The organism is Saccharothrix carnea (genome assembly GCF_003014735.1).
Taxonomy (GTDB): Bacteria; Actinomycetota; Actinomycetes; order Mycobacteriales; family Pseudonocardiaceae; genus Actinosynnema; species Actinosynnema carneum.
Genome location: NZ_PYAX01000007.1, coordinates 339,211 through 362,087, shown reverse-complemented (window position 1 = coordinate 362,087; position 22,877 = coordinate 339,211). Strand labels below are relative to the sequence as shown.

At 72.8% G+C, this 22,877-nt stretch carries 19 protein-coding genes; 14 read left to right on the top strand and 5 right to left on the bottom strand.

Annotated elements, in window-relative coordinates; all coding sequences use genetic code 11:
* Window positions 1-77: 77 nt before the first annotated feature.
* On the top strand, window positions 78-1,220 hold the full coding sequence (locus B0I31_RS22730; protein ID WP_106617555.1) for a metallophosphoesterase family protein: 1,143 nt from the start codon (window positions 78-80) through the stop codon (window positions 1,218-1,220).
* A complete protein-coding gene (locus tag B0I31_RS22725) occupies window positions 1,217-4,096 on the top strand; it encodes an AAA family ATPase (protein WP_106617370.1) in 2,880 nt (959 codons plus the stop codon). Before B0I31_RS22730 ends, B0I31_RS22725 begins: the two co-directional genes overlap by 4 nt.
* A gap of 34 nt (window positions 4,097-4,130) precedes the next feature.
* Here the strand turns inward: B0I31_RS22725 and B0I31_RS22720 are convergent, their stop codons facing one another.
* Window positions 4,131-6,992: an AfsR/SARP family transcriptional regulator gene (locus tag B0I31_RS22720; RefSeq protein WP_146173910.1), complete on the bottom strand. Its 2,862-nt coding sequence runs from the start codon at window positions 6,990-6,992 to the stop codon at window positions 4,131-4,133.
* A gap of 419 nt (window positions 6,993-7,411) precedes the next feature.
* Entirely contained in the window at window positions 7,412-9,295 is a 1,884-nt protein-coding gene (locus B0I31_RS22715; protein WP_106617368.1) for an ABC transporter ATP-binding protein, read from the bottom strand.
* A gap of 430 nt (window positions 9,296-9,725) precedes the next feature.
* On the opposite strand from B0I31_RS22715, the gene B0I31_RS41870 reads away from it, so the two are divergent.
* The gene (locus B0I31_RS41870; RefSeq protein WP_245950250.1) at window positions 9,726-9,836 is read left to right on the top strand and encodes a DUF397 domain-containing protein; all 111 of its coding nucleotides are present in this window, start codon (window positions 9,726-9,728) and stop codon (window positions 9,834-9,836) included.
* Between the two features lie 66 nt (window positions 9,837-9,902).
* Here the strand turns inward: B0I31_RS41870 and B0I31_RS22705 are convergent, their stop codons facing one another.
* Window positions 9,903-10,847, bottom strand: a complete 945-nt coding sequence (locus B0I31_RS22705; protein WP_106617554.1) for a 4-hydroxy-3-methylbut-2-enyl diphosphate reductase — start codon at window positions 10,845-10,847, stop codon at window positions 9,903-9,905.
* A gap of 64 nt (window positions 10,848-10,911) precedes the next feature.
* On the opposite strand from B0I31_RS22705, the gene B0I31_RS22700 reads away from it, so the two are divergent.
* The 8 genes from B0I31_RS22700 to B0I31_RS22665 all read left to right on the top strand — a co-directional run bounded on the left by B0I31_RS22700 (window position 10,912) and on the right by B0I31_RS22665 (window position 16,477).
* Complete coding sequence (locus tag B0I31_RS22700) at window positions 10,912-11,388, top strand: lipid droplet-associated protein (protein WP_106617367.1); 477 nt, start codon at window positions 10,912-10,914, stop codon at window positions 11,386-11,388.
* The gene (gene xseA, locus B0I31_RS22695; protein ID WP_106617366.1) at window positions 11,385-12,644 is read left to right on the top strand and encodes an exodeoxyribonuclease VII large subunit; all 1,260 of its coding nucleotides are present in this window, start codon (window positions 11,385-11,387) and stop codon (window positions 12,642-12,644) included. The genes B0I31_RS22700 and xseA overlap by 4 nt, the downstream gene beginning before the upstream one ends.
* Window positions 12,625-13,032, top strand: coding sequence for a sugar ABC transporter substrate-binding protein (locus tag B0I31_RS22690; protein ID WP_106617553.1), 408 nt, complete (start codon window positions 12,625-12,627; stop codon window positions 13,030-13,032). The genes xseA and B0I31_RS22690 overlap by 20 nt, the downstream gene beginning before the upstream one ends.
* The gene (locus tag B0I31_RS22685) at window positions 13,029-13,238 is read left to right on the top strand and encodes an exodeoxyribonuclease VII small subunit (protein WP_106617365.1); all 210 of its coding nucleotides are present in this window, start codon (window positions 13,029-13,031) and stop codon (window positions 13,236-13,238) included. The genes B0I31_RS22690 and B0I31_RS22685 overlap by 4 nt, the downstream gene beginning before the upstream one ends.
* Window positions 13,239-13,304: 66 nt before the next feature.
* Window positions 13,305-14,360: a class II fructose-bisphosphatase gene (gene glpX / locus B0I31_RS22680; RefSeq protein ID WP_106617364.1), complete on the top strand. Its 1,056-nt coding sequence runs from the start codon at window positions 13,305-13,307 to the stop codon at window positions 14,358-14,360.
* 127 nt (window positions 14,361-14,487) lie between these two features.
* Window positions 14,488-15,255: a S1 family peptidase gene (locus B0I31_RS22675; protein WP_106617363.1), complete on the top strand. Its 768-nt coding sequence runs from the start codon at window positions 14,488-14,490 to the stop codon at window positions 15,253-15,255.
* 161 nt (window positions 15,256-15,416) lie between these two features.
* Window positions 15,417-15,989, top strand: coding sequence for a L,D-transpeptidase (locus tag B0I31_RS22670; protein ID WP_245950248.1), 573 nt, complete (start codon window positions 15,417-15,419; stop codon window positions 15,987-15,989).
* Window positions 15,990-16,045: 56 nt separating this feature from the next.
* Window positions 16,046-16,477 carry a L,D-transpeptidase gene (locus tag B0I31_RS22665; RefSeq protein WP_106617361.1) on the top strand — a complete coding sequence of 144 codons (432 nt, stop codon included), beginning with the start codon at window positions 16,046-16,048 and terminating at the stop codon, window positions 16,475-16,477.
* Here B0I31_RS22665 and B0I31_RS22660 read toward each other — a convergent pair.
* Window positions 16,474-17,445 (bottom strand): NAD(P)/FAD-dependent oxidoreductase, encoded by a 972-nt coding sequence (locus B0I31_RS22660; protein ID WP_106617360.1) that lies wholly within the window; start codon window positions 17,443-17,445, stop codon window positions 16,474-16,476. The two genes, B0I31_RS22665 and B0I31_RS22660, sit on opposite strands and share 4 nt — an antisense overlap.
* Window positions 17,446-17,524: 79 nt before the next feature.
* Here B0I31_RS22660 and B0I31_RS22655 point away from each other — a divergent pair, with 79 nt between their 5' ends.
* On the top strand, window positions 17,525-18,919 hold the full coding sequence (locus B0I31_RS22655; RefSeq protein WP_106617359.1) for a class II fumarate hydratase: 1,395 nt from the start codon (window positions 17,525-17,527) through the stop codon (window positions 18,917-18,919).
* On the opposite strand, the gene B0I31_RS22650 is transcribed toward B0I31_RS22655, so the two are convergent.
* Window positions 18,916-19,812 carry a DMT family transporter gene (locus tag B0I31_RS22650; protein ID WP_106617358.1) on the bottom strand — a complete coding sequence of 299 codons (897 nt, stop codon included), beginning with the start codon at window positions 19,810-19,812 and terminating at the stop codon, window positions 18,916-18,918. The two genes, B0I31_RS22655 and B0I31_RS22650, sit on opposite strands and share 4 nt — an antisense overlap.
* Window positions 19,813-19,859: 47 nt before the next feature.
* On the opposite strand from B0I31_RS22650, the gene pdxR reads away from it, so the two are divergent.
* On the top strand, window positions 19,860-21,227 hold the full coding sequence (gene pdxR, locus B0I31_RS22645) for a MocR-like pyridoxine biosynthesis transcription factor PdxR (RefSeq protein ID WP_106617357.1): 1,368 nt from the start codon (window positions 19,860-19,862) through the stop codon (window positions 21,225-21,227).
* A gap of 37 nt (window positions 21,228-21,264) precedes the next feature.
* Window positions 21,265-22,791 carry an ATP-dependent DNA ligase gene (locus tag B0I31_RS22640; RefSeq protein ID WP_106617552.1) on the top strand — a complete coding sequence of 509 codons (1,527 nt, stop codon included), beginning with the start codon at window positions 21,265-21,267 and terminating at the stop codon, window positions 22,789-22,791.
* Window positions 22,792-22,877: the final 86 nt, after the last annotated feature.

Sequence of the window (22,877 nt, the reverse complement as noted above, 5' to 3'; positions counted from 1 at the left end):
GTGTCCGACCACACGTTCGAGCGACACGCCGAGCCGCTTGAACGATCAGAGCGCGCGCCGGCCCTAGCGTGGCCGACGTGTTGATCCTGCACACGTCCGATTGGCACGTGGGGCGCACCTTCCACGGCCGTGACCTGCTGCAAGAGCAGGAAGCGGTGCTCGGCGGCCTCGCCGACACCGTGTCGGACGAGCGGGTGGACGTGGTCGTGGTGGCGGGTGACCTGTTCGACCGGGCCGTGCCGAACGCGGAAGCCGTCGCGGTGTGCTCGCGCGTGCTCAAGCGGATCCGCGCGGCGGGCGCGAAGATCGTGATCACGCCGGGCAACCACGACTCGGCGGCCCGGCTGGGCTTCCTGGGCGCGTTCGCCGAGGCGGGCGGCCTGCACCTGCGCACCCGCGTGGCCGAGTTGCACGAGCCGGTGCTGTTCGCCGACGAGCACGGGCCGGTGGCGGTGTACGGGATCCCGTTCCTGGAGCCGGAGACGGCGCGGCACGCGTTGGGCGTGGAGGCCAAGGGGCACGGTGGCGTGCTGACCGAGGCGATGAGGCGGATCGAGGACGACCTGGCCGCGCGGCCGGGCACGCGCTCGGTCGTGATGGCGCACGCGTTCGTGACCGGCGGCGAGCCGTGCGAGTCGGAGCGCACCATCGCGGTCGGCGGTGTGCAGGACGTGTCCGGCGCGGTGTTCGCCGGGGTCGACTACGTGGCGCTGGGCCACCTGCACGGTCAGCAGACGTTGGCGGAGCACCTGCGGTACTCGGGCAGCCCGGTGGCGTACTCGTTCTCCGAGGCGCGGCACCACAAGTCGGTGTGGCTGGTCGAGTTGGGCGCGGACGGGCTGGCCGGGGTGGAACGGCGCGCGCTGCCGGTGCCCCGTGCGTTGTCCACGTTGAACGGCGCGCTGGACGACCTGCTGCTCGACCCGGACCACGAGCCGGTCGAGGACCACTTCCTGTCCGTGACGCTGACCGACCGGGTGCGACCGCTGGACGCGTTGCGCCGCCTGCAGAAGCGGTTCCCGCACGCGGTGCACGTGGAGTGGCGGCCGGAGGGCGGGCGGACCGGTGAGCTGCGGTTCGCCGAACGGGTGCGCGGTCGCAGCGACGAGGAGATCGCCTGCTGCTTCATCGAGGACGTGCGCGGCGACCAGCCGAACCCGCGTGAGCTGGACCTGCTCCGCGAGGCGTTCGCCGCGGCGGCCCGGGAAGGGGAGTCGTGAAGCTGCACCGGTTGGCGGTCAGCGGGTTCGGCCCGTATGCGGCGCGCGAGGAGGTCGACTTCGACCTGCTCGGCGCGGACGGCCTGTTCCTGCTGCACGGCGACACCGGCGCGGGCAAGACGACGTTGCTGGACGCGGTGGCGTTCGCGCTGTTCGGCAAGGTGCCCGGCGCGCGCGGTGACGTGAAGCGGCTGCGGTGCGACTACGCCGACCGCGACACCCCGACGTACGTGGAGCTGGAGCTGACCGTGCGCGGCAGGCGGTTCCGGATCAAGCGCAGCCCCGAGTACGAGCGGCCGAAGAAGCGCGGCGACGGCGCGACCCGCCAGCAGGCGCAGGTGTCGTTGACGTGGGTCGGCGGGTGGACCGGCGAGGGGCACAGCCGCATCGACGACGTGGCCCGCGAGGTCGAGGGCCTGCTCGGGATGACGGCCGAGCAGTTCTTCCAGGTGGTGCTGCTGCCGCAGGGCGAGTTCGCCCGGTTCCTGCGCGCGGAGACCGCCGAGCGGGAGAAGCTGCTGGAGAAGCTGTTCGGCACGGAGCGGTTCCTGGACGTGGAGAAGTGGTTCCGGGACCGCCGCGCGGAACGCAGGCGCGAGGTGGCGCGGCTCGGCGAGGTGCACCGCAACCTGGTGCAGCGGGTCGCCGAGGCCGCGTTGGAGGAGCCGCCGGAGGGCGGTGGCGACCAGGAGTGGCTCAGCTCGCTGCTCAAGCGGCTGGACGAGGCCGAGCGCGAGGCGGACCAGCTCGCGGCCGAGGCGTCCGACCGGCGCGCGCTGGCCGAGCGGGACTGGCAGGAGGCGCGGGCGCGGCACGAGCGGGTGCGCCGGGTGCGGGAGGCGCGCCGCAACCTCGACCGGTACGCCGAGGTGGAGCCGAGCCTGCGGGCGTGGGTCGCCGAACGTGACGCGGCCAGGCAGGCGGCGGTCGTGGTGCCCGCGCAGGAGCGCGCGGTGAAGCTGGCCGGTGAGCTGGACGCCGCCGTCGCCCACGAGCGGGCCGCCGCCGACGCGGTGACCGCCCTCGGCTACCGCGGCAGCGACCTGCGCGGTGACGGTGAACGCTTCCGCGAGGAGGCGGGCAGCCTGACCAGCCTGGCCGCCGACGCCGAGCGGCAGCGCGCCGACCAGCGGCGGATCGCGCAACTCGACCGGGACGTGGCCGCCACGTCACAGCAACTGGCCACGCTGGTCACGCAGCTGGACGAGGTGCCGACCAGGCTGGCCGCCGCGAAGGCCGCGGTCGAGGAGTCGGCGGAGGCCGCGGCGCGGTTGCCGCAGGTCTCGGGCCTGGCCGCCGCCGCGGCCGAGCTGCCGCGCGTCGAGCGGGCGTTCCGGGAGGCCGACGAGGCGCGCCGGGTCGCGGTGGACGCGCAGCAGAAGGCGCGGGAGACGTTGCTGCGGATCCGCCGGGAACGGCTGGACGGCATGGCGGTCGAGCTGGCCGGGCAGCTGCGCGCGGGCCACGAGTGCCCGGTGTGCGGTTCGGCCGAGCACCCGTCGCCCGCGCAGCCGATGCTCGACGCCGTGACGGCCGTGGACGAGGAACGTGCCGCCGAGGAGGACCAGCGCACGCTCGACCTGCGTCAACGGGCGGAGCAGGAGGCGCACCGGCTGGGTGAGCGGCTGGCGTTGCTGCGCGAGCGACTGGGCGACCGGCCGCCCGCCGAGCTGGACCGCGAGCACCGGTCCGTGGCCGCGCTCGCCGAGCGGCTGGAGAGCAGGCAGGCCGAGCTGGCCGAGCTGGAGGCCAAGGTGCAGCGCGCGCTCGACCAGCGCGGCGCGCTGGAACGGGAGCTGGCCGAGGCGGGCGCGCAGCGGGCCCAGTTGGCGGAGGCCGTCGAGGAGCGCGGCGCGCGGTTGGAGGAGGCGCGCGGTGACTTCCCGGACGTGGTGACGCGCCGGGCCCACCTCAGCGACCTGGCCGACGCGCTGACCGGGTTGGCGACGCGCCGCGCGGCCGTGGCCGAGCACGAGGAACGCCTCGCCGACCAGCGGCTGGAGGTGGCGCGGCTGGCGTCGCTGGCCGGGTTCGCCGACGTGGCCGACGCCCTGGCCGCCGCCCGCCCGGCCACCGCCGTCGCCGAGCTGGAGACCCGGATCCGCGACGTGGAGAAGACCAGGACCGCGGCCGAGAGCACGCTGGCCGAGCTGCCCGACACCGACCCGGACGCCGAGGTCGACGTGGCGGGCGCGGAGGAGCGGTTCCGGGTGGCGAGCGACCGCGCGACCGAGGCCGCGACGGGGTTGACGAACGCCCGCACGCGCGCCGCACGCGCCGCCGACCTGGCCGAGCAGCTGCGCGCCGCGTGGCTGCGGCTGGAGCCGGTGGAGGCCGAGTTCGCCGAGCTGGACGCGCTGACCGACGTGATCAACGGGTCGGGGCAGAACACCAGGAACATGACCCTGCGCAGCTACGTGCTGGCCGCCCGGCTGGAGGAGGTCGCGGTGGCCGCCGGTGCCCGGCTGGAGCGGATGAGCCAGGGCCGCTACCGGTTCGTGCACTCGATCGAGGCCGGGCCGCGCGGCACCAGGGGCGGGTTGGGCCTGGACGTGATGGACGACTACTCGGGGCAGCAGCGGCCGGCGAAGACGTTGTCCGGCGGCGAGTCGTTCCTGGCGTCGCTGGCCCTGGCCCTGGGCCTGGCGGACGTGGTCGCCGCGGGCGCCGTGCTGGACACGCTGTTCATCGACGAGGGCTTCGGCACGCTCGACGCCGAGACCTTGGAGCTGGTGATGACCACGTTGGACGAGCTGCGCGCCGGTGGCCGGGTCGTCGGCCTGGTCTCGCACGTGGAGGAACTGCGGCAGCGCATCCCCACCCGGCTGCGCGTGCGCAAGGCCCGCGAGGGCTCGTCGTTGGAGCTGACGGCCTGACCCGCGACCCTGCCGACCAAGGGAGCGGGCGCTTTCACGACGAGCGCCGCGCATTCACCCCTTGGTTCACGCCGGGTGCACGGCGCGTCGCCAACAGCCGGTGCCGGCGGGCGTCGTCCGGCCTGCCCCAGGCTTCGTAGGCGCGGGCGAGACCGTCGTGGGCGCGTGCCTCCTCGTGCCGGTCCCCCGTGCGGCAGGTCAGCGCCAACGCCTCGTGGTGGTGGTCGACGGCCCGCCGGAGGTCGCCGGTGGCGGTCGCCAGCTCGCCCAGGGTGTCGAGCACCTCGCACTCCAGGTCGCGGTTGCCGGTCGCCCGCGCGCCCGCGAGGGCTTCGCCGAGGTGCTTCGCGGCGACCTCCGACCGGCCGAGCCTGAGGTGGACCAGCCCCAGGTTGGCCTGCAGGTGGTTCACCAGCGCGTGGTCGTTGTCGACGTCCGGCACCGCCGCCATGGCCGACTCCATGTGCCGCAAGGCCTCCTCGTACCGGCCCGACGCCTCGTGCACCAGCGCCAGGCTGCACAGCACACCGGCTTCGCCGCGCCGGTTCCCGATGGCCCTGGCGATGGACAGCGCCTCCTCGAAGGTCCGCTGCGACTCGTCGTACCGGCCAAGGCGGCGCAGCACGACACCCAGGTTCTTCAACGCCCGGCCGGTGAAGCTGACGTCACCGGTCTCCCGCCCGACCGCGACGGCCTGCTCGTGGTGCCGCAACGCCTCCTCGTAGCGCCCCAACCGCTCGCACGCCACGCCGAAACCGGTGAGCGCGAGCCCTTCCGCGACGCGGTCCGACCGCCTGCGGCCCGCGACGAGCGCGTGCGTGTGCAGGGCGAGCGACTCGTCGTGGTGGCCGCGGAAGTGGAAGTAGCGCCACAGCGAGTCGGACAGCTGTTCGGCGTGCTCGGCGTCGCCGTGGCCGGCCGCGTGCTCGGCGACCGCGAGGAGGTTCGCCCGCTCGGACTCCAGCCACGCCATCGCCTCGTCCCGGGTGGTCAGGCAGGACGCGGGCAGCACGGACCGCCGGTCGGCGCGGTGGGCGCGGTCGACGGGGTCGAACAGGCCCATCGCCACCGCCGCCTCGCGCACGTAGTGCTCCGCCAGGGCGTGCAGCGCCGCGTCCCGGTCGGCGTCCAGCTCGGCGGCGAGGCCGCGGGCGTAGGTGCGCAGCAGGTCGTGCATCTGGAACCGGCCGTCGGCCGTGCGCTCCACCAGGTGCGCCTGGACCAGGGCGTCGACGTGCCGCCGGGCCGTGACGTCGGCGCAGCCGGTCAGGGCGGCGATCGCGGTGATGCCGAGCTCGTGGCACGGGTGCGCGCCCAGCAGCCGGAACACCCGCGCGACCTCGGGGCCGAGGTGCCGGTAGGACCACGAGAACGCCGACCGCAGCGCCGCGTGGGGGTCGGCGTCGTCGTCCAGCCGGTCCAGGCGGTCCTGTTCCCGGGTCAGCTCGCCGCTCAGGTCGGCCAGCGACGACGAAGGACGGCCGCCGGCGAGTTCGGCGGCCAGCCGCAGCGCCAGCGGCAGCCTGGCGCACAGCTCGGCCAGCGCGTCCACCGCACGCGGTTCCGCCGCCGCCCGGTCGCCGATCAACGCGCACAGCAGGTCGTGCGCCTCGGCGGCCGGCAGGAGGTCCAGCGGGAGGCGGGTCGCGCCGTCCTTCGCGATCAGCCCGCGCAGCGAGTCACGGCTGGTCACCAGCACCAGGCAGCCCGGCGACCCGGGCAGGAGCGGCCGGACCTGGGCGGCCGTGCGGGCGTTGTCGAGCACCACCAGCACCTGCCTGCCCGCCAGCAGGGACCGGAAGGTCGCGGACCGCTCGTCCAGGTCCTGCGGGATGTCCCGCGAGTCGACCCCGAGCGCGCGCAGGAAGCCGGACAACGCGTCACCCGGGCCGACCGGCAGGTCCGGGTCGTAGCCGCGCAGGTTCACGTAGAGCTGCCCGTCCGGGAACCGGTCGCGCACGCGGTGCGCCCAGTGGATCACCAACGCAGTCTTGCCGACGCCCCCGGTACCGGTGACGACGGCGATCGGAGGCGGCTGCCGGTCGTCGTCGGCGTGTAAGAGGAGGCGGTCGAGCCGTTGCAGGTGCTCCGCCCGCCCGGTGAAGCCGATGACGGCGGCGGGCACCTGCGCGGGGCTCACCCACGGCGACGGGCCTGCCGCCGGGTCCACGTCCTGGTTGAGAACGGCGAGGTGCAGCCGGCGCAGCTCCTCGCCCGGCCGCACGCCCAGTTCCCGGTCGAGCAGCACGCGGCCCTCGTCGTAGACGTCCAGCGCCTCGGCCTGCCTGCCCGCCCGGTACAGCGCGGTCATCAGCGCGCCCCGCAAGCGTTCGCGGAACGGGTGCCGCGCGACCAGCCCGGTGAGCGCGACCACCGCCTCCTCGTGCGACCCCAGGGCCGACAGCGCGCAGGCGTGCCCTTCCAGCGCGGTCAGCCGGCGCTCGACCAGCCCGGCCCGCACGGTGTCGACGTCCGCCCCGGCCAGGTCGCCGAACGGGTCACCGCGCCACAGCTCCAAGGCCTCGCCGAACGCCGTCGCGGCCTGCCGGTGCAGGCCCGCGTCCGCGTGCCGCCGTCCCGCGCGGACCAGCTCCTCGAACCGGTGCGCGTCCAGCTCGCCGTCCGCCACCCGGACGCGGTAGCCGCCCCGGCCGCCGTCGAACCGGTCGTCGCCGACCAGCCGGCGCAGCTTCCACACGTAGGTCTTGGTGTTCTGCTCCGCGGACGGCGGCGCGCCCTCCGGCCACAGCGCCTCGACCAGCCGCTCGACGCTCACCCACTCGCCCGCGTGCAGCAGCAGCGTGGCCAGCAGCACCCGCGGCTTCCGGGCGTCGACCGGGACCCGCGCACCGTCCGACCGCACGACGTCGACCGCGCCCAGGACCCGGAACAGCACTCGGCACACTCCCCAGCGCCGCGACCGTCCCCACGGCCGAGGCTGTCCCGAGCCTAGTGCCACGACCGGCAGCCTCTGCCCCGTGTTCCGACTGTCGGACGGGTGGATCGGGTGCCGGCCCCACGTCCTCGTCCTGGCTGGATGGGGGCGTGGGGCCGGTGCCGCGAGGCGCCCCGCCGAGCGCCGGAAGACGAGGTGAAGGTTGCCGGTCGTGGCACTGGCGCAGTCGGCCCGTCACCGGGTGTTGGACCGCCGATGTACCGGCGGTGTACCGGCGTGCCCCAGGCTGACCACGCGGGTCGCCGGCTGTGGCCTTTTTTTGGGGGTGGGTCACAGCCACGACCCCGCTGCGGACCCCACGACCGGGTGCCGGGTGCCGGGCGGCAACCTGTCCCGCCGCCCGGTCGTGGTCTGCGGGTCTAGGACGCGAGCAGCCCGCCCCGGTACGCGGCGGCTTGCAGCTCGAACAGCTCGAAGTAGTGGCCGCGCAACGCCATCAGCTGCTCGTGCGTGCCCTGCTCGATGATCCGGCCCTGGTCGAGCACGACGATCCGGTCGGCGTTGCGGATGTTCGCCAGCCGGTGCGTCACCAGGATCGTGGTGCGCCGCGCGGTCGCCTCGCGCAGGCCCTCGAAGACCCGCGCCTCGGCCTTGGCGTCCAGCGCCGCGGTCGGCTCGTCGGCCACCAGCACCGCCGCGTCCCGGTACATGCCGCGCGCGATGCCCATCCGCTGCCACTGCCCGCCGGACAGGTCCTGCCCGTCGTTGAACTGCCGCGACAGCACGGTGTCCGGGCCGGCGGGCAGCGTGGCCAGCACCTCGTCCGCGCCCGACTTGGCCACCGCCTCCTGCCACGCGTCGTCGTCCTCGCGCTCCAGCCTGCCGACCGTCACGTTGTGCCGCGCGGTCATCGGCCACTGCGCCGGGTCCTGCGCGATCACCGCGATCGACGAGTGCACCGAGTGCGGGTCGGCCTCGGCCAGGTCGACGCCGTCCCACGCGACCGTGCCGGACGACGCCGGGTACAGGCCGGTCAGCACCTTGCCGAGGGTCGTCTTGCCCGACCCGTTCTCCCCCACCAGCGCGATGACCTCGCCCTTCGCCACGGTCAGGGTCACGTCCCGCAGCGCGGGCCTCGGTGCGCCCGGGTAGGTGAACGAGACGTCGGTCAGCGTGATCCGCTCCGGGTCCTCCGGCGCCTTGACCGGTGAGCTGCCCTGCGCCCGTTCCTCGCCCTCGACCAGCAGCTTGCGGTAGAAGTCGATGTAGAACGAGTCCTCGTACAGCGAGTTCACCGCGCGCGTGGTCGACGCCAGCGACGAGAACCCGGTGCGCATGGCCAGCACCGCCGTGCCCGCCAACGCCAGCTCCATGCCGCCGGTGTGCAGCAGGAAGCCCAGCACGACGTAGGCGATGGCCGTGCCGACGCCCGCGAGCGCGCGCCCGGTCAGTCGCACCAGGTTCGTGCGGTGGGCCATCCGGATCTCGTCGGCCATCAGGCTGTCCGCGATGCGCCGGTGCTCGGCGAGCAGGCGTTCCTGCAACGTCAGGGCGTGCCGTTCCAGCGCGAAGTCGCGGTCGGTGGCCACCTCCTCCACGACGCCCTTGCGGGTGTTGCGGGTCACCGAGTCGAGGAAGTGCTCGTAGCGCAGCTTGGAGGCCCGCGCCGACGCCCAGGCGTTCGCGAACGCGGCCAGCAGCAGCGCCGGACCCAGCCACGGGTTGAGCAGCGCGACGGTCACCACGGCCGCGACCAGCGAGATGCCGCCGGACAACAGCTCCGCCAGGTACCGGATGCTGCTCTCCAGCGAGCGGACACCGCGCCGACCGCCCTGACGGGCCAGCTCGCGGAAGTCGGCGTCCTCGAACGCGAGCAGCTGTGCCCGCACGAGCACCGCCGTCACCTCGTCGTTCGCCTCCCGCGTGACCTTCGGCCGCAACGAGCTCTCCACCGCCGCGACCGCTGTGTCGAGCAGCGCGCGGACCACGAACGACCCCACCACCACCGCGAGCGCCGGCAACGCCTCCACCACCCGCTGCGGCGTGGGGCCGTCACGCAGCAGGGCGGAGAACACGTCGGCCGTGGCCAGCAGCCCGAACGCCGTGACGGCGCCGGACAGCACGTGCACCACGCCCGCCATCAGCGTGAGCCGTGGCGACGTGCGCCAGGCGAGCCGAACCACCATCCCCACCGCGGACGGCAGGCTCTTGAGGGCCTTGCCCAAGCTCACCGAAGTCTCACCGCGACGACGGGCCCACTTGGGGGTGGCGACGTTCTCCACCCCGATCAGCACGGTGCTCATCGTTCCAGGAAACGCGAACTTCACCGTCCCGCCAACCACGTTCACGATCAGCGCAGCTCACCGCCCCGCGGGAGCCGGACTGTCGTACCGCCGTGAGACCATCGGCCGGGGCACTGGCGAACGCGCCGGTCGAAATGGAATAAAAACCACTCACCGGCGAACCGCTAACGCGCGGCGGACTTCCTCCGACAGGCGGGATGACCCCGGGCGCAAGCACCGCCGTCCGACCACCCGGGCGATCTCTTCCGCTTTCCGCGCGCTTTCGATCGCGCACAAATCGGCGAATGGAGAATTGTCATGCGCACGATTCCCGGCGGACTCGGCGTCGATGATCCGCGAGGCTCGCGAGGAGTTGAGATGACCACCTGGTCATGGCGGAAGTCATCACGGTCGGCGACCATCGGCCAGTGCGTCGACGGTGGCCGTCGGCGTGCGGGACAGCAAGCTGGGCGAAGAGAGCCCGATCCTGACGTTCAAGCCCGGCACGATGGCCGCGTTCGTCACCGCCGCGAAGAGCGGCGGGTTCGACGGCTCGGCGTGACAAGCGCACAACCACGAAGCGCCCCCGCCGACCGGCGTGGGGCGCTGCGCATCAACGCGGGAAGACCTAGCGGACCATGTCCTTGCGCAGCTCGCGCGGCAGGGCGAAGGCGATCTTCTCGTTCGCCGTGGTGATCTCCTCGACGTCGCCGTAGCCGTGCGTCGCCAGGAACTCCAGCAGCTCCATCACCAGGATGTCCGGCACGGACGCGCCCGAGGTCACGCCGACCGTCGTCACGCCCTCCAGCCACGCCGGGTCGACCTCACGCGCGTAGTCGATCAGGTACGACGCCTTCGCGCCCGCCTGCAACGCCACCTCGACCAGCCGCACCGAGTTGGACGAGTTCTTCGACCCGACCACGAGCACCAGGTCGCACTCCGGCGCCATCGTCTTCACGGCGGTCTGCCGGTTGGACGTGGCGTAGCAGATGTCGTCCGAGGGCGGCTCCTGCAAGTCCGGGAACCGGTCCTGCAACTGCCGCACCCGCACCATCGTCTCGTCCACCGAGAGCGTGGTCTGCGAGAGCCACACCACCTTGGACGGATCGCGCACCACGACCTTGTCGACGTCCTCGGCGGTGTCCACGAGCTGGATGTGCGAGGGCGCCTCGCCGTACGTGCCCTCGACCTCCTCGTGTCCTTCATGGCCGATGAGCAGGATGTCGTAGTCCTCGCGGGCGAACCGCTTGGCCTCGTTGTGGACCTTCGTCACCAACGGGCACGTGGCGTCGATCGTCCGCAGCTGCCGCGAAGCGGCCTCCTCGTGCACGGCCGGCGACACGCCGTGCGCCGAGAACACCACGAGCGCACCCTCGGGCACCTCGTCGGTCTCGTCCACGAAGATCGCGCCGCGCCGGGACAGCGTCTCCACGACGTGCTTGTTGTGGACGATCTCCTTGCGCACGTAGACCGGGGCGCCGTACTGCTCCAGCGCCTTCTCCACGGTCACGACGGCACGGTCCACGCCGGCGCAGTAGCCACGCGGCTTGGCCAGGAGCACTCGCTTGTCCATGACCACCAGGGTACGGCGTGCCGGATGTAGGCATCCGACCGCCGACTGCGGCAGGCTGTAGGGCATGAAGCCACTGCCCCTGTCCGTCCGCCTCGCCGCGGGACTGGCGGTCACCGCCGTCGAGCAGGCCCGGAAGCTCCCCGGGCAACTCGCGGGCCTGCCGGTCACCGTGGTCAGTGAGGCCTTGCAGCTGTCCATGCGCCTGCAGCAGCGGGTGACGGAACTCGCAATCAAGGGTGACGACGCGCTGTCCGTGCTGCGGCCGGTCGAGCAGGAACCCGAGTGGGCGACGTTCGACGAGGACGAACCCGAGGTCCGCGCCGAGGACCCGTGGGCGGAGGAGGAGCAGGCGCTGGCCGCCGAGCCGCCCGCCGTGCTGCCGAACTACGACGAGCTGTCGTTGGCGCAGCTCAGGGCACGTTTGCGCACCCTCACCGCGGAGGACCTCGAAGAGCTGCTGGCGCACGAGCGCACGCACGCGGCCCGGCCCGAGTTCACCGGCATGCTCACCCGCCGCATCGCGAACCTCAAGCAGCAGTGAGCGAGGAGAAATCCAGCCCGGAGAACCCGTGGCCGGTGCGAACGGTCGCGCGCAAGATCTTCGACTGGATCAACCGGCTCGGTGACGTGTGGGTCGAGGGCCAGGTCACCCAGCTGAGCGCGCGTCCGGGCACGGCGACGGCGTTCCTCACCCTGCGTGACCCGTCGGTGGACATGTCGATGCAGCTGACCGCGCCCGTCCCGATGGTGCGCGAGCTGCAGCTCACCGAGGGCAGCCGGGTGGTGGTGCACGGCAAGCCGAACTTCTTCCCCAACCGCGGCACGCTGAGCCTGCGCGTGGACGAGATCCGGCAGGTCGGCATCGGCGAGCTGCTGGCCCGGATCGAACGGCTGCGCAAGCTGCTGAACGCCGAGGGACTGTTCGACCCGCGCCGCAAGCGCAAGCCGCCGTTCCTGCCGAACAAGATCGGCTTGATCACCGGCCGCGCGTCCGCCGCCGAACGGGACGTGCTGACCAACGCGCACGCCCGCTGGCCGGGTGCCCGGTTCCGGGTGGTCAACGTCGCGGTGCAGGGCGCGTTGGCGGTGCCGCAGATCCTCACCGCACTGTCGACTCTGGACCGTGACGCCGAGGTGGACGTGATCGTGCTGGCCCGCGGCGGCGGCAGCGTGGAGGACCTGCTGCCGTTCTCCGACGAGGCGCTGTGCCGGGCGGTGGCGCAGTGCCGCACGCCGGTGCTGTCCGCGATCGGGCACGAGCCGGACACCCCGCTGGTCGACCACGTGGCGGACGTGCGCTGCTCGACGCCGACCGACGCGGGCAAACGGGTGGTTCCGGACGTGGCGGAGGAAGGCGAGCGGATCCGCCAACTGCGCGACCGCAGCAGGCGCGCCCTGCACGGCTGGGTGGACCGCGAGCGCAAGCTGCTCGCCGCGCTGCGCACGCGACCAGCGCTTTCCGACCCGTACGGCCCGCTGGACCGGCGTGCGGAGGACGTGGACCGGTTGCGGGAACGCGCCCGGCGCGCGGTGCGCAACCGTCTCGATTCAGAGACCGCCGGCCTGACCGCGACCACGGCGCGCTTGACGACCCTCGGGCCTGCCGCCACGCTGGCGCGGGGGTATGCGGTGGTCCAGCTCGTCACCCCGGACGGGGTCGACGGAGTACTCCGGTCGACCTCCCAAGCTCCCGCGGGCACCCGGCTGAGGGTGCGCGTGGCCGATGGCGCCGTGCACGCGGTCGTCACCGCCGACGAGGCCCGAGAAGGAGGCGGTGGTGCCGAATCCGGCACGTGAGCCCACGTTCCTGCCGTTGACGATGGCCGCCGCGGGTGCGGCCGACGACGAAGGTGCCGTCGCCGTGCGCGACCGGGCCGAGTCCGCGGACCGGGCCGCCGCCGACTGCTGGCTGTCGCTGGTGGCCGGCTGCACGTCGGGCAGGCAGACGTTGATCAACCGGCTGCACGACCTGTCCGAGGCGACGTCCGGCTACGCCGGGATGCGCTGGTGGCTGGGCCACGGCTCGGTCCACCGGCGCCGCGTCGCCGCCGCCGAGCACCGCATCGACGACGCGGTGCGCGAGGGTGACGGCGCGGAGTTCGCCGAGGCGTTCATCGGCTACGACCAGGCGGTCGCGACCGTCGTGGTGCACGTCCAGAACCGATTGGGGAAGTTGTCCACGTGAGCGAGCCGGGCTACGAGCAGGCCAGGGACGAGCTGGTGGAGGTGGTCCGCAAGCTGGAGGCGGGCGGCCTGTCGCTGGAGGAGTCGCTGGCGCTGTGGGAACGCGGCGAGGCCCTGGCGAAGACCTGTGAGCGGCAGCTCGCGGGCGCCCGGGAACGGATCGATCAAGCACTCAGTGTGACCGAGGAGGACGTGGCCGAGGCCTGACGACGTGCGAGGATTGGTCTACCGGCCGGTAATCGCAGGTGGATCGCAGTCGCAGGAGGAACCCTCATGGTCACAGGCAGCAGCCAGTCCGAGCGCCGTCGCGAGGCACCCGACCGGAACCTCGCGCTGGAGCTCGTCCGGGTGACCGAGGCGGCGGCGATGGCCGCCGGGCGCTGGGTCGGCCGCGGCGACAAGAACGGCGGCGACGGCGCGGCGGTGGACGCCATGCGCAAGCTGATCGGCACCGTGTCCATGCGGGGTGTCGTGGTGATCGGCGAGGGCGAGAAGGACGAGGCGCCCATGCTCTACAACGGCGAGCAGGTCGGTGACGGCAACGGCCCCGAGTGCGACGTGGCGGTCGACCCGATCGACGGCACCACGTTGATGGCCAAGGGGATGCCGAACGCGCTGGCGGTGCTCGCGGTGGCCGAGCGCGGCGCGATGTTCGACCCGTCCGCCGTGTTCTACATGGAGAAGCTCGCCACCGGGCCGGAGGCGGCAGACGTCATCGACATCACCGCGCCGATCGCGGAGAACATCCGCCGGGTCGCGAAGGCCAAGCACAGCGACGTCTCCGACGTGACGGTGTGCATCCTGGACCGGCCGCGGCACGAGTCGCTGGTGGGCGAGGTGCGCGCGGCGGGTGCGCGGATCCACTTCATCTCGGACGGCGACGTGGCGGGCGCGATCTCGGCGGCCCGGCCGAACACCGGCATCGACCTGCTGGTCGGCATCGGCGGCACGCCCGAGGGGATCATCGCGGCGGCGGCGCTGAAGTGCATGGGCGGCGCGATCCAGGCCAAGCTGTGGCCGAAGGACGACGAGGAGCGGCAGAAGGCCCTGGACGCGGGCCACGACCTGGACCGCGTGCTGCTGACCGACGACCTGGTGCGCGGCGACAACGTGTTCTTCTGCGCGACCGGCGTCACGGACGGCGACCTGGTGCGCGGCGTGCACTACCGGGCGGGCGGCTGCACGACCCAGTCGATCGTGATGCGGTCGAAGTCCGGCACGGTGCGGATGATCGACGGCTTCCACCGGCTGACCAAGCTGCGCGAGTACTCGTCGGTCGACTTCGACATCCCGCCCACGGGCGAGGACGCCCTGCCGCCGCTGCCGTGAGCCCTACCCGGCGCTGTCAAATGTGAACTGTGCGTTACCGGCCGATCGGCTGTGGCGATCACGCCGCGTTCATCCCTAGTTTCCGATCCGTCCCCGAGCACCCTGCGCCGGGGACGGAGAGGAAGCGATGAAGGTTCGTACCCTGTTCACCGCCTTCGCGGTGGCGGTCGGCGCGGCACTCGCCTCGGCGGCCGGGGCGGCGGCGGCCCCGGCGACCGACGGCGGCGTCACCCCGTTCATCGTGGGCGGCGGCAACGCCACGCAGACCTACTCGTGGATGGTCTCCCTGCAGAGCACCACGGGCAGCCACTTCTGCGGCGGCTCGCTGATCAAGGCCAACTGGGTCGTCACGGCCAAGCACTGCGTGCAGGGCCGGTCGGCGTCCTCCATCCGGGCGCGCATCGGCACGACCAACCGCACCAGCGGCGGCACGGTCGCGTCCGGCGCCCAGGTGATCACCCACTCGTCGTACGACATCGCGCTGGTGCGCCTGGCCACCTCGGTGGGCCAGACGCCGATCGCGGTGGCGTCGACGTCGGGTCCGGTCGGCACGGCCACCCGCATCATCGGCTGGGGTCAGACCTGCGCCCCGCGCGGTGCCTGCGGCGCGCCGGTCACCCTGCAGGAGCTGAACACGTCGATCGTGTCGGACAGCAGCTGCCTGGGCATCTACGGCTCGGTGGAGATCTGCACGAACAACCCGAACGGCAACTCGGGCGCCTGCTACGGCGACTCGGGCGGCCCGCAGGTCAAGTCCGTGAACGGCGTGTGGCAGCTGATCGGCGCCACCAGCCGCGCGGGCAACAACAGCTCCACCTGCGCCACCGGCCCGTCGATCTACATGGACGTGCCGGCGTTCCGCTCGTGGATCAGCCAGTACGCGGGCGCGGTCTAAACCCCGTCCTCGCGTTCGAAGGGCCGTCCCTCCTCCGGGTGGGGCGGCCCTTCCCGATTCGTTATCGAAGGGCTTGCAACCAGGGGCTACCGGGTGGCGTCTCCAGGATCAGTACACAGCACGATCTCTGGGGGGAATGCGCGATGCGCAGAGCAGCACTGGTGGCAATCGCTTTGCTGGCAACGGCTTGCGGGACGTCCGAGGCTTCCGGCCCGGCCGCGTCCACACCTTCGCCGGCCACTTCGGCCTCGTCGACCCCGTCCTCCGCCGCACCGACGTCGGAGCCGTCCGTCCCCACGCCCTCGCCCGCACCGCCGACCGAGACCACGAAGACCCCGGACCCGCAGCCCGCGCCGCCGCCTCCGCCGGTGACCGTGCCCGGCACGCCGTGCGACATCACCGAGGGCGCGTGCGTGCGGCTGTCGACCAACGAGTCGTGGCTGATCAGCGGCGGTCAGATCAGCTACGGGCCGGTGCCGACGACGTCGGGGATGCCCGGCTACGAGACGCCGGTCGGCTACCACGAGGTGCTGTGGAAGGTCGAGCTGGACTACAGCCGCGACTTCAACATGGCCGAGATGCCGTACTCCACCTACTTCGTCAGCAACGGCATCGCGTTCCACGAGGGCAGCCTCACGGAGCCGTCCCACGGCTGCATCCACCTGTCACGCGAAGCGGCGGCGAAGTACTTCCGGACCCTCCAGGTGGGCGACCAGGTCCAGGTGACCCCGTAACTCGGTGTGTCGGTTCACTCCTCGGTGGGTAATCCTGACACCGAGGAGTGATAGCGATGAGGAAGACGCTCGGCACGACGGCGTTGGCCGCGGTGGCCCTGACCTTCGGCCTCACGGCTCCCGCTTCCGCTTCGACCGGCACGCCGTGCTCCGTACCGAACGGCGCGTGCGTGCAGTTGTCCACCAACCAGGCGTGGCTGATCTACCAGGGCAGCGCCAGCTACGGCCCCGTCCGGGTGTCCCACGGGATGCCCGGCTACGAGACCCCGGTCGGCACGTACCCGGTGCTGCGCAAGGTGAAGGACGACTGGAGCGTGCCCTACAACGGGCCGATGCCGAACGCGGTGTACTTCACCACGAACGGCATCGCGTTCCACCAGGGCGACACGAACACCCAGTCGCACGGCTGCGTCCGGCTGGGCCCGAACGAGTCGCTCGTGTTCTACGACAACCTGTTCCCGGGCGAACAAGTCCAAGTAGTTCCCTAACTCGCGTTGCTCGAGTGCCCCGGGAACAGGTGTGCCTCGGGGTTGAGCAGCACGGCGATGTTGTTGACCGCGGTGGCGGCCTCGCCGAACCCGGTGGCGATCAGCTTGACCTTGCCGGGGTACTGGGCGACGTCGCCCGCCGCGTAGACGCGATCCCGGGCGGTGCGCATGGTGGTGTCCACCAGCACCGCCCGGTGGTCCAGCTCCAGGCCCCACGACTCGATCGGGCCCAGGTCGGCGGTGAAGCCCAGCGCCGCGACCACGGCCTGCGCGGGCAGCACCTTGCGGTCGCCGCCCTTGACGCCCAGCTCCACCTCGGCCAGGTCCGGGTCGCCGCGCAGTTCGAGCACCTCGGCGTCGGTGATGATCTCCACGCCCAGTTCGCGGACCTGCCGCACGGTCGGCGGGTGCGCCCGGAACGTCGAACGGCGGTGCACGAGCGTGACGCTGGCCGCGATCGGGTGCAGCGCGAGCGCCCAGTCGAACGCCGAGTCGCCGCCGCCGACCACCACCACGTCCTGGCCGGTGTGCACGTTGAGCTTGGGCACGAAGTGCACCATGCCCCGGTCCAGCCAGCCGTCGCCCGCGGGCAGCGGACGCGGCCGGAACTCGCCGATGCCCGCCGTGATCAGCACCGCGCCGGCCCGCACCACGCCGCCGTCGGCCAGCCCGACCTCCAGCCGGCCGTCCACATCGGACAGCGTGCGGGCCTGCCTGCCGAGCAGGTACGTCGGCTTCCACTGGTCCGCCTGCTGCACGAGCGCGCTCACCAGCTCGCGCCCGCGCACCGCCGGGAACCCGGCCACGTCGAAGATCATCTTCTCCGGGTACATCGCGGTGATCTGGCCGCCCGCCTCGGGCAGCGCGTCGACCAGCGCGACGGACAGGTCCCGGAACCCCGCGTAGTACGCCGCGAACAGCCCCGTGGGGCCCGCACCGACGATCAGCAGGTCGACCTCAAGCTCCATCCTTCGACCATAGGTGTTCCAGCCCACTCTTCCCACCCTTCTCGGGCCGAGCAAGGCAAGCCGGTCCAAACTCGGTGGTATGGCTGAACAGGAGTACCGCGTCGAGCACGACACCATGGGCGAGGTCAGGGTGCCGGCGGACGCGCTGTGGCGTGCGCAGACGCAGCGCGCGGTGGAGAACTTCCCGATCTCCGGGCGTGGCCTGGAACGCGCCCAGATCCGCGCGCTGGGCCTGCTCAAGGCCGCCGCGGCGCGGGTGAACGAGCGGCTGGGGGTACTGGAACCCGAAGTCGCCTCGGCCATCGCCTCGGCCGCCGACGCCGTCGCGGCGGGCGAGCACGACGCGCACTTCCCGGTGGACGTGTTCCAGACCGGGTCCGGCACGTCGTCGAACATGAACGCCAACGAGGTCATCGCCACCCTCGCCACCCGCGCGCTGGGCCGCGAGGTGCACCCGAACGACCACGTCAACGCCTCGCAGTCGTCCAACGACACGTTCCCGACCACGCTGCGCGTCGCCGCCACCGAAGCCGTGGCGCGTGACGTCATCCCGGCTTTGGAGCACCTCGCGGGCGTGCTGGACGCCCGTGCCGCCGACTGGACGTCCCTGGTGAAGTCCGGTCGCACGCACCTGATGGACGCCGTGCCGATCACCCTGGGCCAGGAGGCGGGCGCGTGGGCGACGCAGGTCCGCTACGGCGTCGAGCGCCTGACCTCGTCGCTGCCCCGGCTGGCCGAGCTGCCGATCGGCGGCACGGCCGTGGGCAGCGGCCTGAACGCGCCGGCGGGCTTCGGGGCGGCGGTCTCGGCCGAGCTGGCGGCCGTCACGGGCCTGCCGCTGACCGAGGCGCGCGACCACTTCGAGGCGCAGGCCACGCAGGACGGCGTGGTGGAGGTCTCCGGCCAGCTCCGCGCCACCGCCGTGGGCCTGTACAAGATCGCGAACGACCTGCGGTGGCTGGGCTCCGGCCCGCGCACCGGCCTCGGCGAGCTGGCGCTGCCGGACCTTCAGCCGGGTTCGTCGATCATGCCGGGCAAGGTGAACCCGGTGATCTCCGAGGCCACGATGATGGTGGTGGCGCAGGTCATCGGCAACGACGCGGCGGTGGCGTTCGCCGGGTCGCAGGGCAACTTCCAGCTGAACGTGATGCTGCCGGTGATCGCCCGCAACGTGCTGGAGTCCGCGCGCCTGCTGGCCGCCGTCGCCCGCCTGCTCGCCGACAAGGTCCTGACCGGCGCCGAACCGCAGATCGACCGGATGCGCGAGTACGCCGAGTCCTCGCCCTCCATCGTGACCCCCCTCAACCGCTACCTGGGCTACGAGGAAGCGGCCTCCATCGCCAAGCAGTCCCTCCGCGAGCGCAAGACCATCCGCGAGGTCGTCCTGGAGCGCGGTCACGTCCCGTCGAAGCTCTCCGAAGCCGATCTCGACGAGGCCCTCGACGTCCTGCGCATGGCCGGCGGCAACCGCTAACGCTCGGCTCCCACGAGCACCGGCGGGCGGTCGACATCGGCCGCCCGCCCCCGCAGCCCGATCACGCACCCCACCGCCACCGCCACCGCACCGGCCAGCGCCACCGCGGTCAACGCCTGCGCACCCAACGCCACCGACGCCACCAGCCCGGCCACCGGCATCAGCCCGATCAGCACCCCGGCCCGGTCCGCGCCCAACCGCGCCACCGCGAAGTACCAGAGCCCGAACGCCACCGCCGTCAGCACGATCCCCAGCACCACCAGCGCCACCCCCTCGCGCACCGTCGGCACCTGCCACCCGCCGACCACCGTCCCCAGCACCGCACCGACCACCGCCGCGATCAGGCAGCACCACGTCGCCACCGCCAACCCGCCCAACCGCCGCACCACACCCACCGCGAACAGCGTGAACGACGCCTCACCCGCCATCGTCAACAACGCCAGCAGCAACCCCGGCCCGTGCCACGACCCACCGCCGGACAGCACCACCACCCCGCCGACCACGGCCACCGCGCCCACCACCGCCGCACCGGACGGCTTGCGCCCCGCCAGCAACGGCGCCGCCAGCGCCAGCACCAGCGGGCTCGCACCCAGCACGGCCGCCACGAACCCCGGCTCGGCGTACCGCTGCGCGTAGAGCACGCACGCGTTGAACCCGAGCATCCCCGTCGCCACCAGCCCCACCAGCGCGAGCCAGTCCCGCCGACCCGGCACCGGCAGCCGCCCACCGCGCAGCCAGATCCACCCGAGCAGCACCACCGCGCCCAGCGCGTACCGCATCGCTTGCCCCGTGAGCAGCGGATACCCCTGGAGCATGCCGGTCACCGGCACGGACGCGCCCACGATCACCGACGACATCGCACCCGCCGCGATCGCGGATCTGCCATTTCTCATGTCGTCAACCCTTCGTGACCAGTGGTCCAGGTTTAAGCTCCACTTCGATGCCTGCCAACTGGACCACTTACCGCGAGCTCCTGCTCCCCGCCCCGAACGGACGGCGCGCGGTGGAGTCCGAGCTGCGCCGCGCGGTGCGGGACAGGCGGCTCGCACCGGGCACCCGCCTGCCGTCCAGCCGCGACCTGGCCGCCCAGCTCGGCGTCGCCCGCGGCACGGTCACGTCCGCGTACGCGCAGCTCATCGGCGAGGGCTACCTGACCGCACGACGCGGCTCGGGCACCACCGTGACGGCCGCCTGCACGTGGCCCGGCCCGGCCGCCACACCCGAACCCGCCCCGGGGTTCCGGTACGACTTGAAGCCCGGCGTGCCCGCGTTGAGCGCGTTCCCGCGCGACGAGTGGATGCAGGCGCAGAAGTCGGCGCTGGCGGACCTGTCCACCGACGACCTCGGCTACCCCGACCCGGCCGGTTTCGGGCCGTTGCGGCGCGAGCTGGCGGACTACCTCGGCCGGGTGCGCGCGGTGGCGGCACGACCGTCCGAAGTGGTCGTGACCAACGGCGCGGCGGAGGGGATCTCGTTGCTGGGCAGGGTCCTGCACGCGGGCGGGCACCGGAGCGTGGCGGTGGAGGAGCCGAGCCACTTCGGTGCCGCGGAGATGCTGGCGTCGCACGGCCTGACCGTCCGGCCCATCCCGGTCGACTCGGACGGTCTCCGCGTCGATCTCCTGTCCACAACGGACTGTCGCGCGGTGGTCGTCACGGCGGCGCACCAGTTCCCGTTGGGTGTCGTGCTGCATCCGTCGCGTCGGCGCGCGCTGCTGGAGTGGGCGCGCGCGTGCGACGGGGTGGTGGTGGAGGACGACTACGACGCCGAACACCGCTACGACCGGCCGGCGTTGGGCGCGATGCAGGCGCTCGACCCGACGCGGGTGGTGTACCAGGGCAGTGCGAGCAAGGTGCTCGCGCCCGCGTTGCGGCTGGGGTGGCTGGTGCTGCCGCCGTCGATGCGCGACGTGGTGGTCGACCGCAAGCGGCTGGACGACCTGGGTACGGGCACGTTGCACCAGGCGGCGTTCGCCCGGCTGCTCGGCACCGGCGGGTACGACCGGCACCTGCGCCGCACGCGTCAGCTGTACCGGTCGCGGCGGGACGCGTTGCTGGCCGAGCTGCGGGCCGTGCTGCCGGAGTGGGAGCCGATCGGGGTGGCGGCCGGGCTGCACGTGGTCGTGCGGCTGCCGGCGGGGACGGACGACGTGGCGTTGCAGGAGCGGCTGGCGCGGCGCGGGGTGAACGCGCCGGCGTTGGCCCGGTACGCGCGCACGCCGACGTTCCCCGGGCTGGTGCTCGGGTACGCGGCGCTGACCCCGGACCGGCTGCGGGAGGCCGTGCGGGAGCTGTTCGCCGCCGTCTGACCGGTTTTTGTCGGTGCTCGGGTGCACCATGGTCGACGTGTTGTTCACCGAAGTCGTCGAGACGTCCGCCGCGGTGGCGGCGACGCGGTCCCGCTTGGCCAAGGTCGCCGCCCTGGCCGGGCTGGTGCGCCGGATGAGCACGGCCGCGGTGGTGTCGTTCCTGGTGGGCGTGCCCAGTCAGGGTCGGATCGGCGTGGGGTGGCGCACCGTGTTCGACCTGGACGTTCCGCCCGCTGCCGAACCTTCGCTCACGGTGTCCGACGTGGACTCGGCGCTGGGTTCGTTCGCCTCGATCAGCGGCAAGGGGTCGTCGGCTCGGCGGGTCGAGGTGCTGACCTCGCTGTTCGGCCGTGCGACGGCGGCCGAGCAGGACTTCCTGCGTCGGCTGCTGACCGGTGAGCTGCGTCAAGGCGCACTCGAAGGGGTGATGTTGGACGCGATCGCGCGGGCGGCCGAGGTGCCCGGCGAGGTGGTGCGGCGGGCGTTCATGCTGTCCGGTTCGCTGCCGGGGACGGCGGTGGCGGCGATGAGCGGTGAGGAGGCGTTGGCGGCGTTCCGGCTGGAGGTGGGCAGACCGGTGCGGCCGATGCTCGCGTCACCGGCGGAGTCGCTGCCCGACGCGTTGGCCGAGCTGGGGTCGTGCGTGGTGGAGCACAAGCTGGACGGTGCGCGGATCCAGGTGCACCGGTCCGGTGACGAGGTGCGGATCTTCACCCGGACGTTGCGCGAGATCACCGGCACCGTGCCGGAGCTGGTGGAGCTGGTGCGGGCGCTGCCATGCACGTCGGTGGTGCTGGACGGGGAGACGCTGGCGTTGACCGACGACGGCAAGCCCCGGCCGTTCCAGGAGACGATGAGCCGGTTCGGTGCGCAGGACGTGCGGGAGCTGCTGCTGAGCCCGTTCTTCTTCGACTGCCTGCACCTGGACGGGGAGGACCTGCTGGACCAGCCGCTGCGGGTGCGGCTGGACGCGTTGCGGCGGGTGGCGGGGGCGCACGTCATCCCGGGTGCGGTGTCGCCGGCGGAGGCGGAGGCCGCGCAGGTGCTGGACGAGGCGCTGGCCGCCGGGCACGAGGGAGTGATGGTGAAGTCGCTGGAGTCGGTGTACGCGGCCGGCCGGCGCGGGCGGGCGTGGCAGAAGGTGAAGCCGGTGCACACGCTCGACCTGGTGGTGATCGGGGTCGAGTGGGGCAGCGGTCGGCGGAAGGGGCTGCTGTCGAACCTGCACTTGGGTGCGCGGGATCCCGATGGCGGTGCGCCGATCATGGTCGGCAAGACGTTCAAGGGGCTGACGGACGAGTTGCTGGCGTGGCAGACGCGTGAGCTGATGGCGATCGCGACCGAGCGGACCGACTGGGTGGTGACCGTCCGGCCGGAGCTGGTGATCGAGATCGAGCTGGACGGCGTCCAGGTCAGCTCCCGCTACCCGGGCGGCGTGGCCCTGCGCTTCGCCCGCGTGCTCAGGTACCGACCGGACAAAGACGCTGGTGAGGCGGATTCCATCGACACCGTCCGCGCCCTCCTGCCCCAGCGCGCGCCGACCGATCCGAACACGATCGGGTGATCATGGCCGCACAATGTACGGAAACACTGTTACCGCCCCTCGGTTGAAACGAAGAGGAAGCCAACCAACCCCCGCCACGCGCCCGA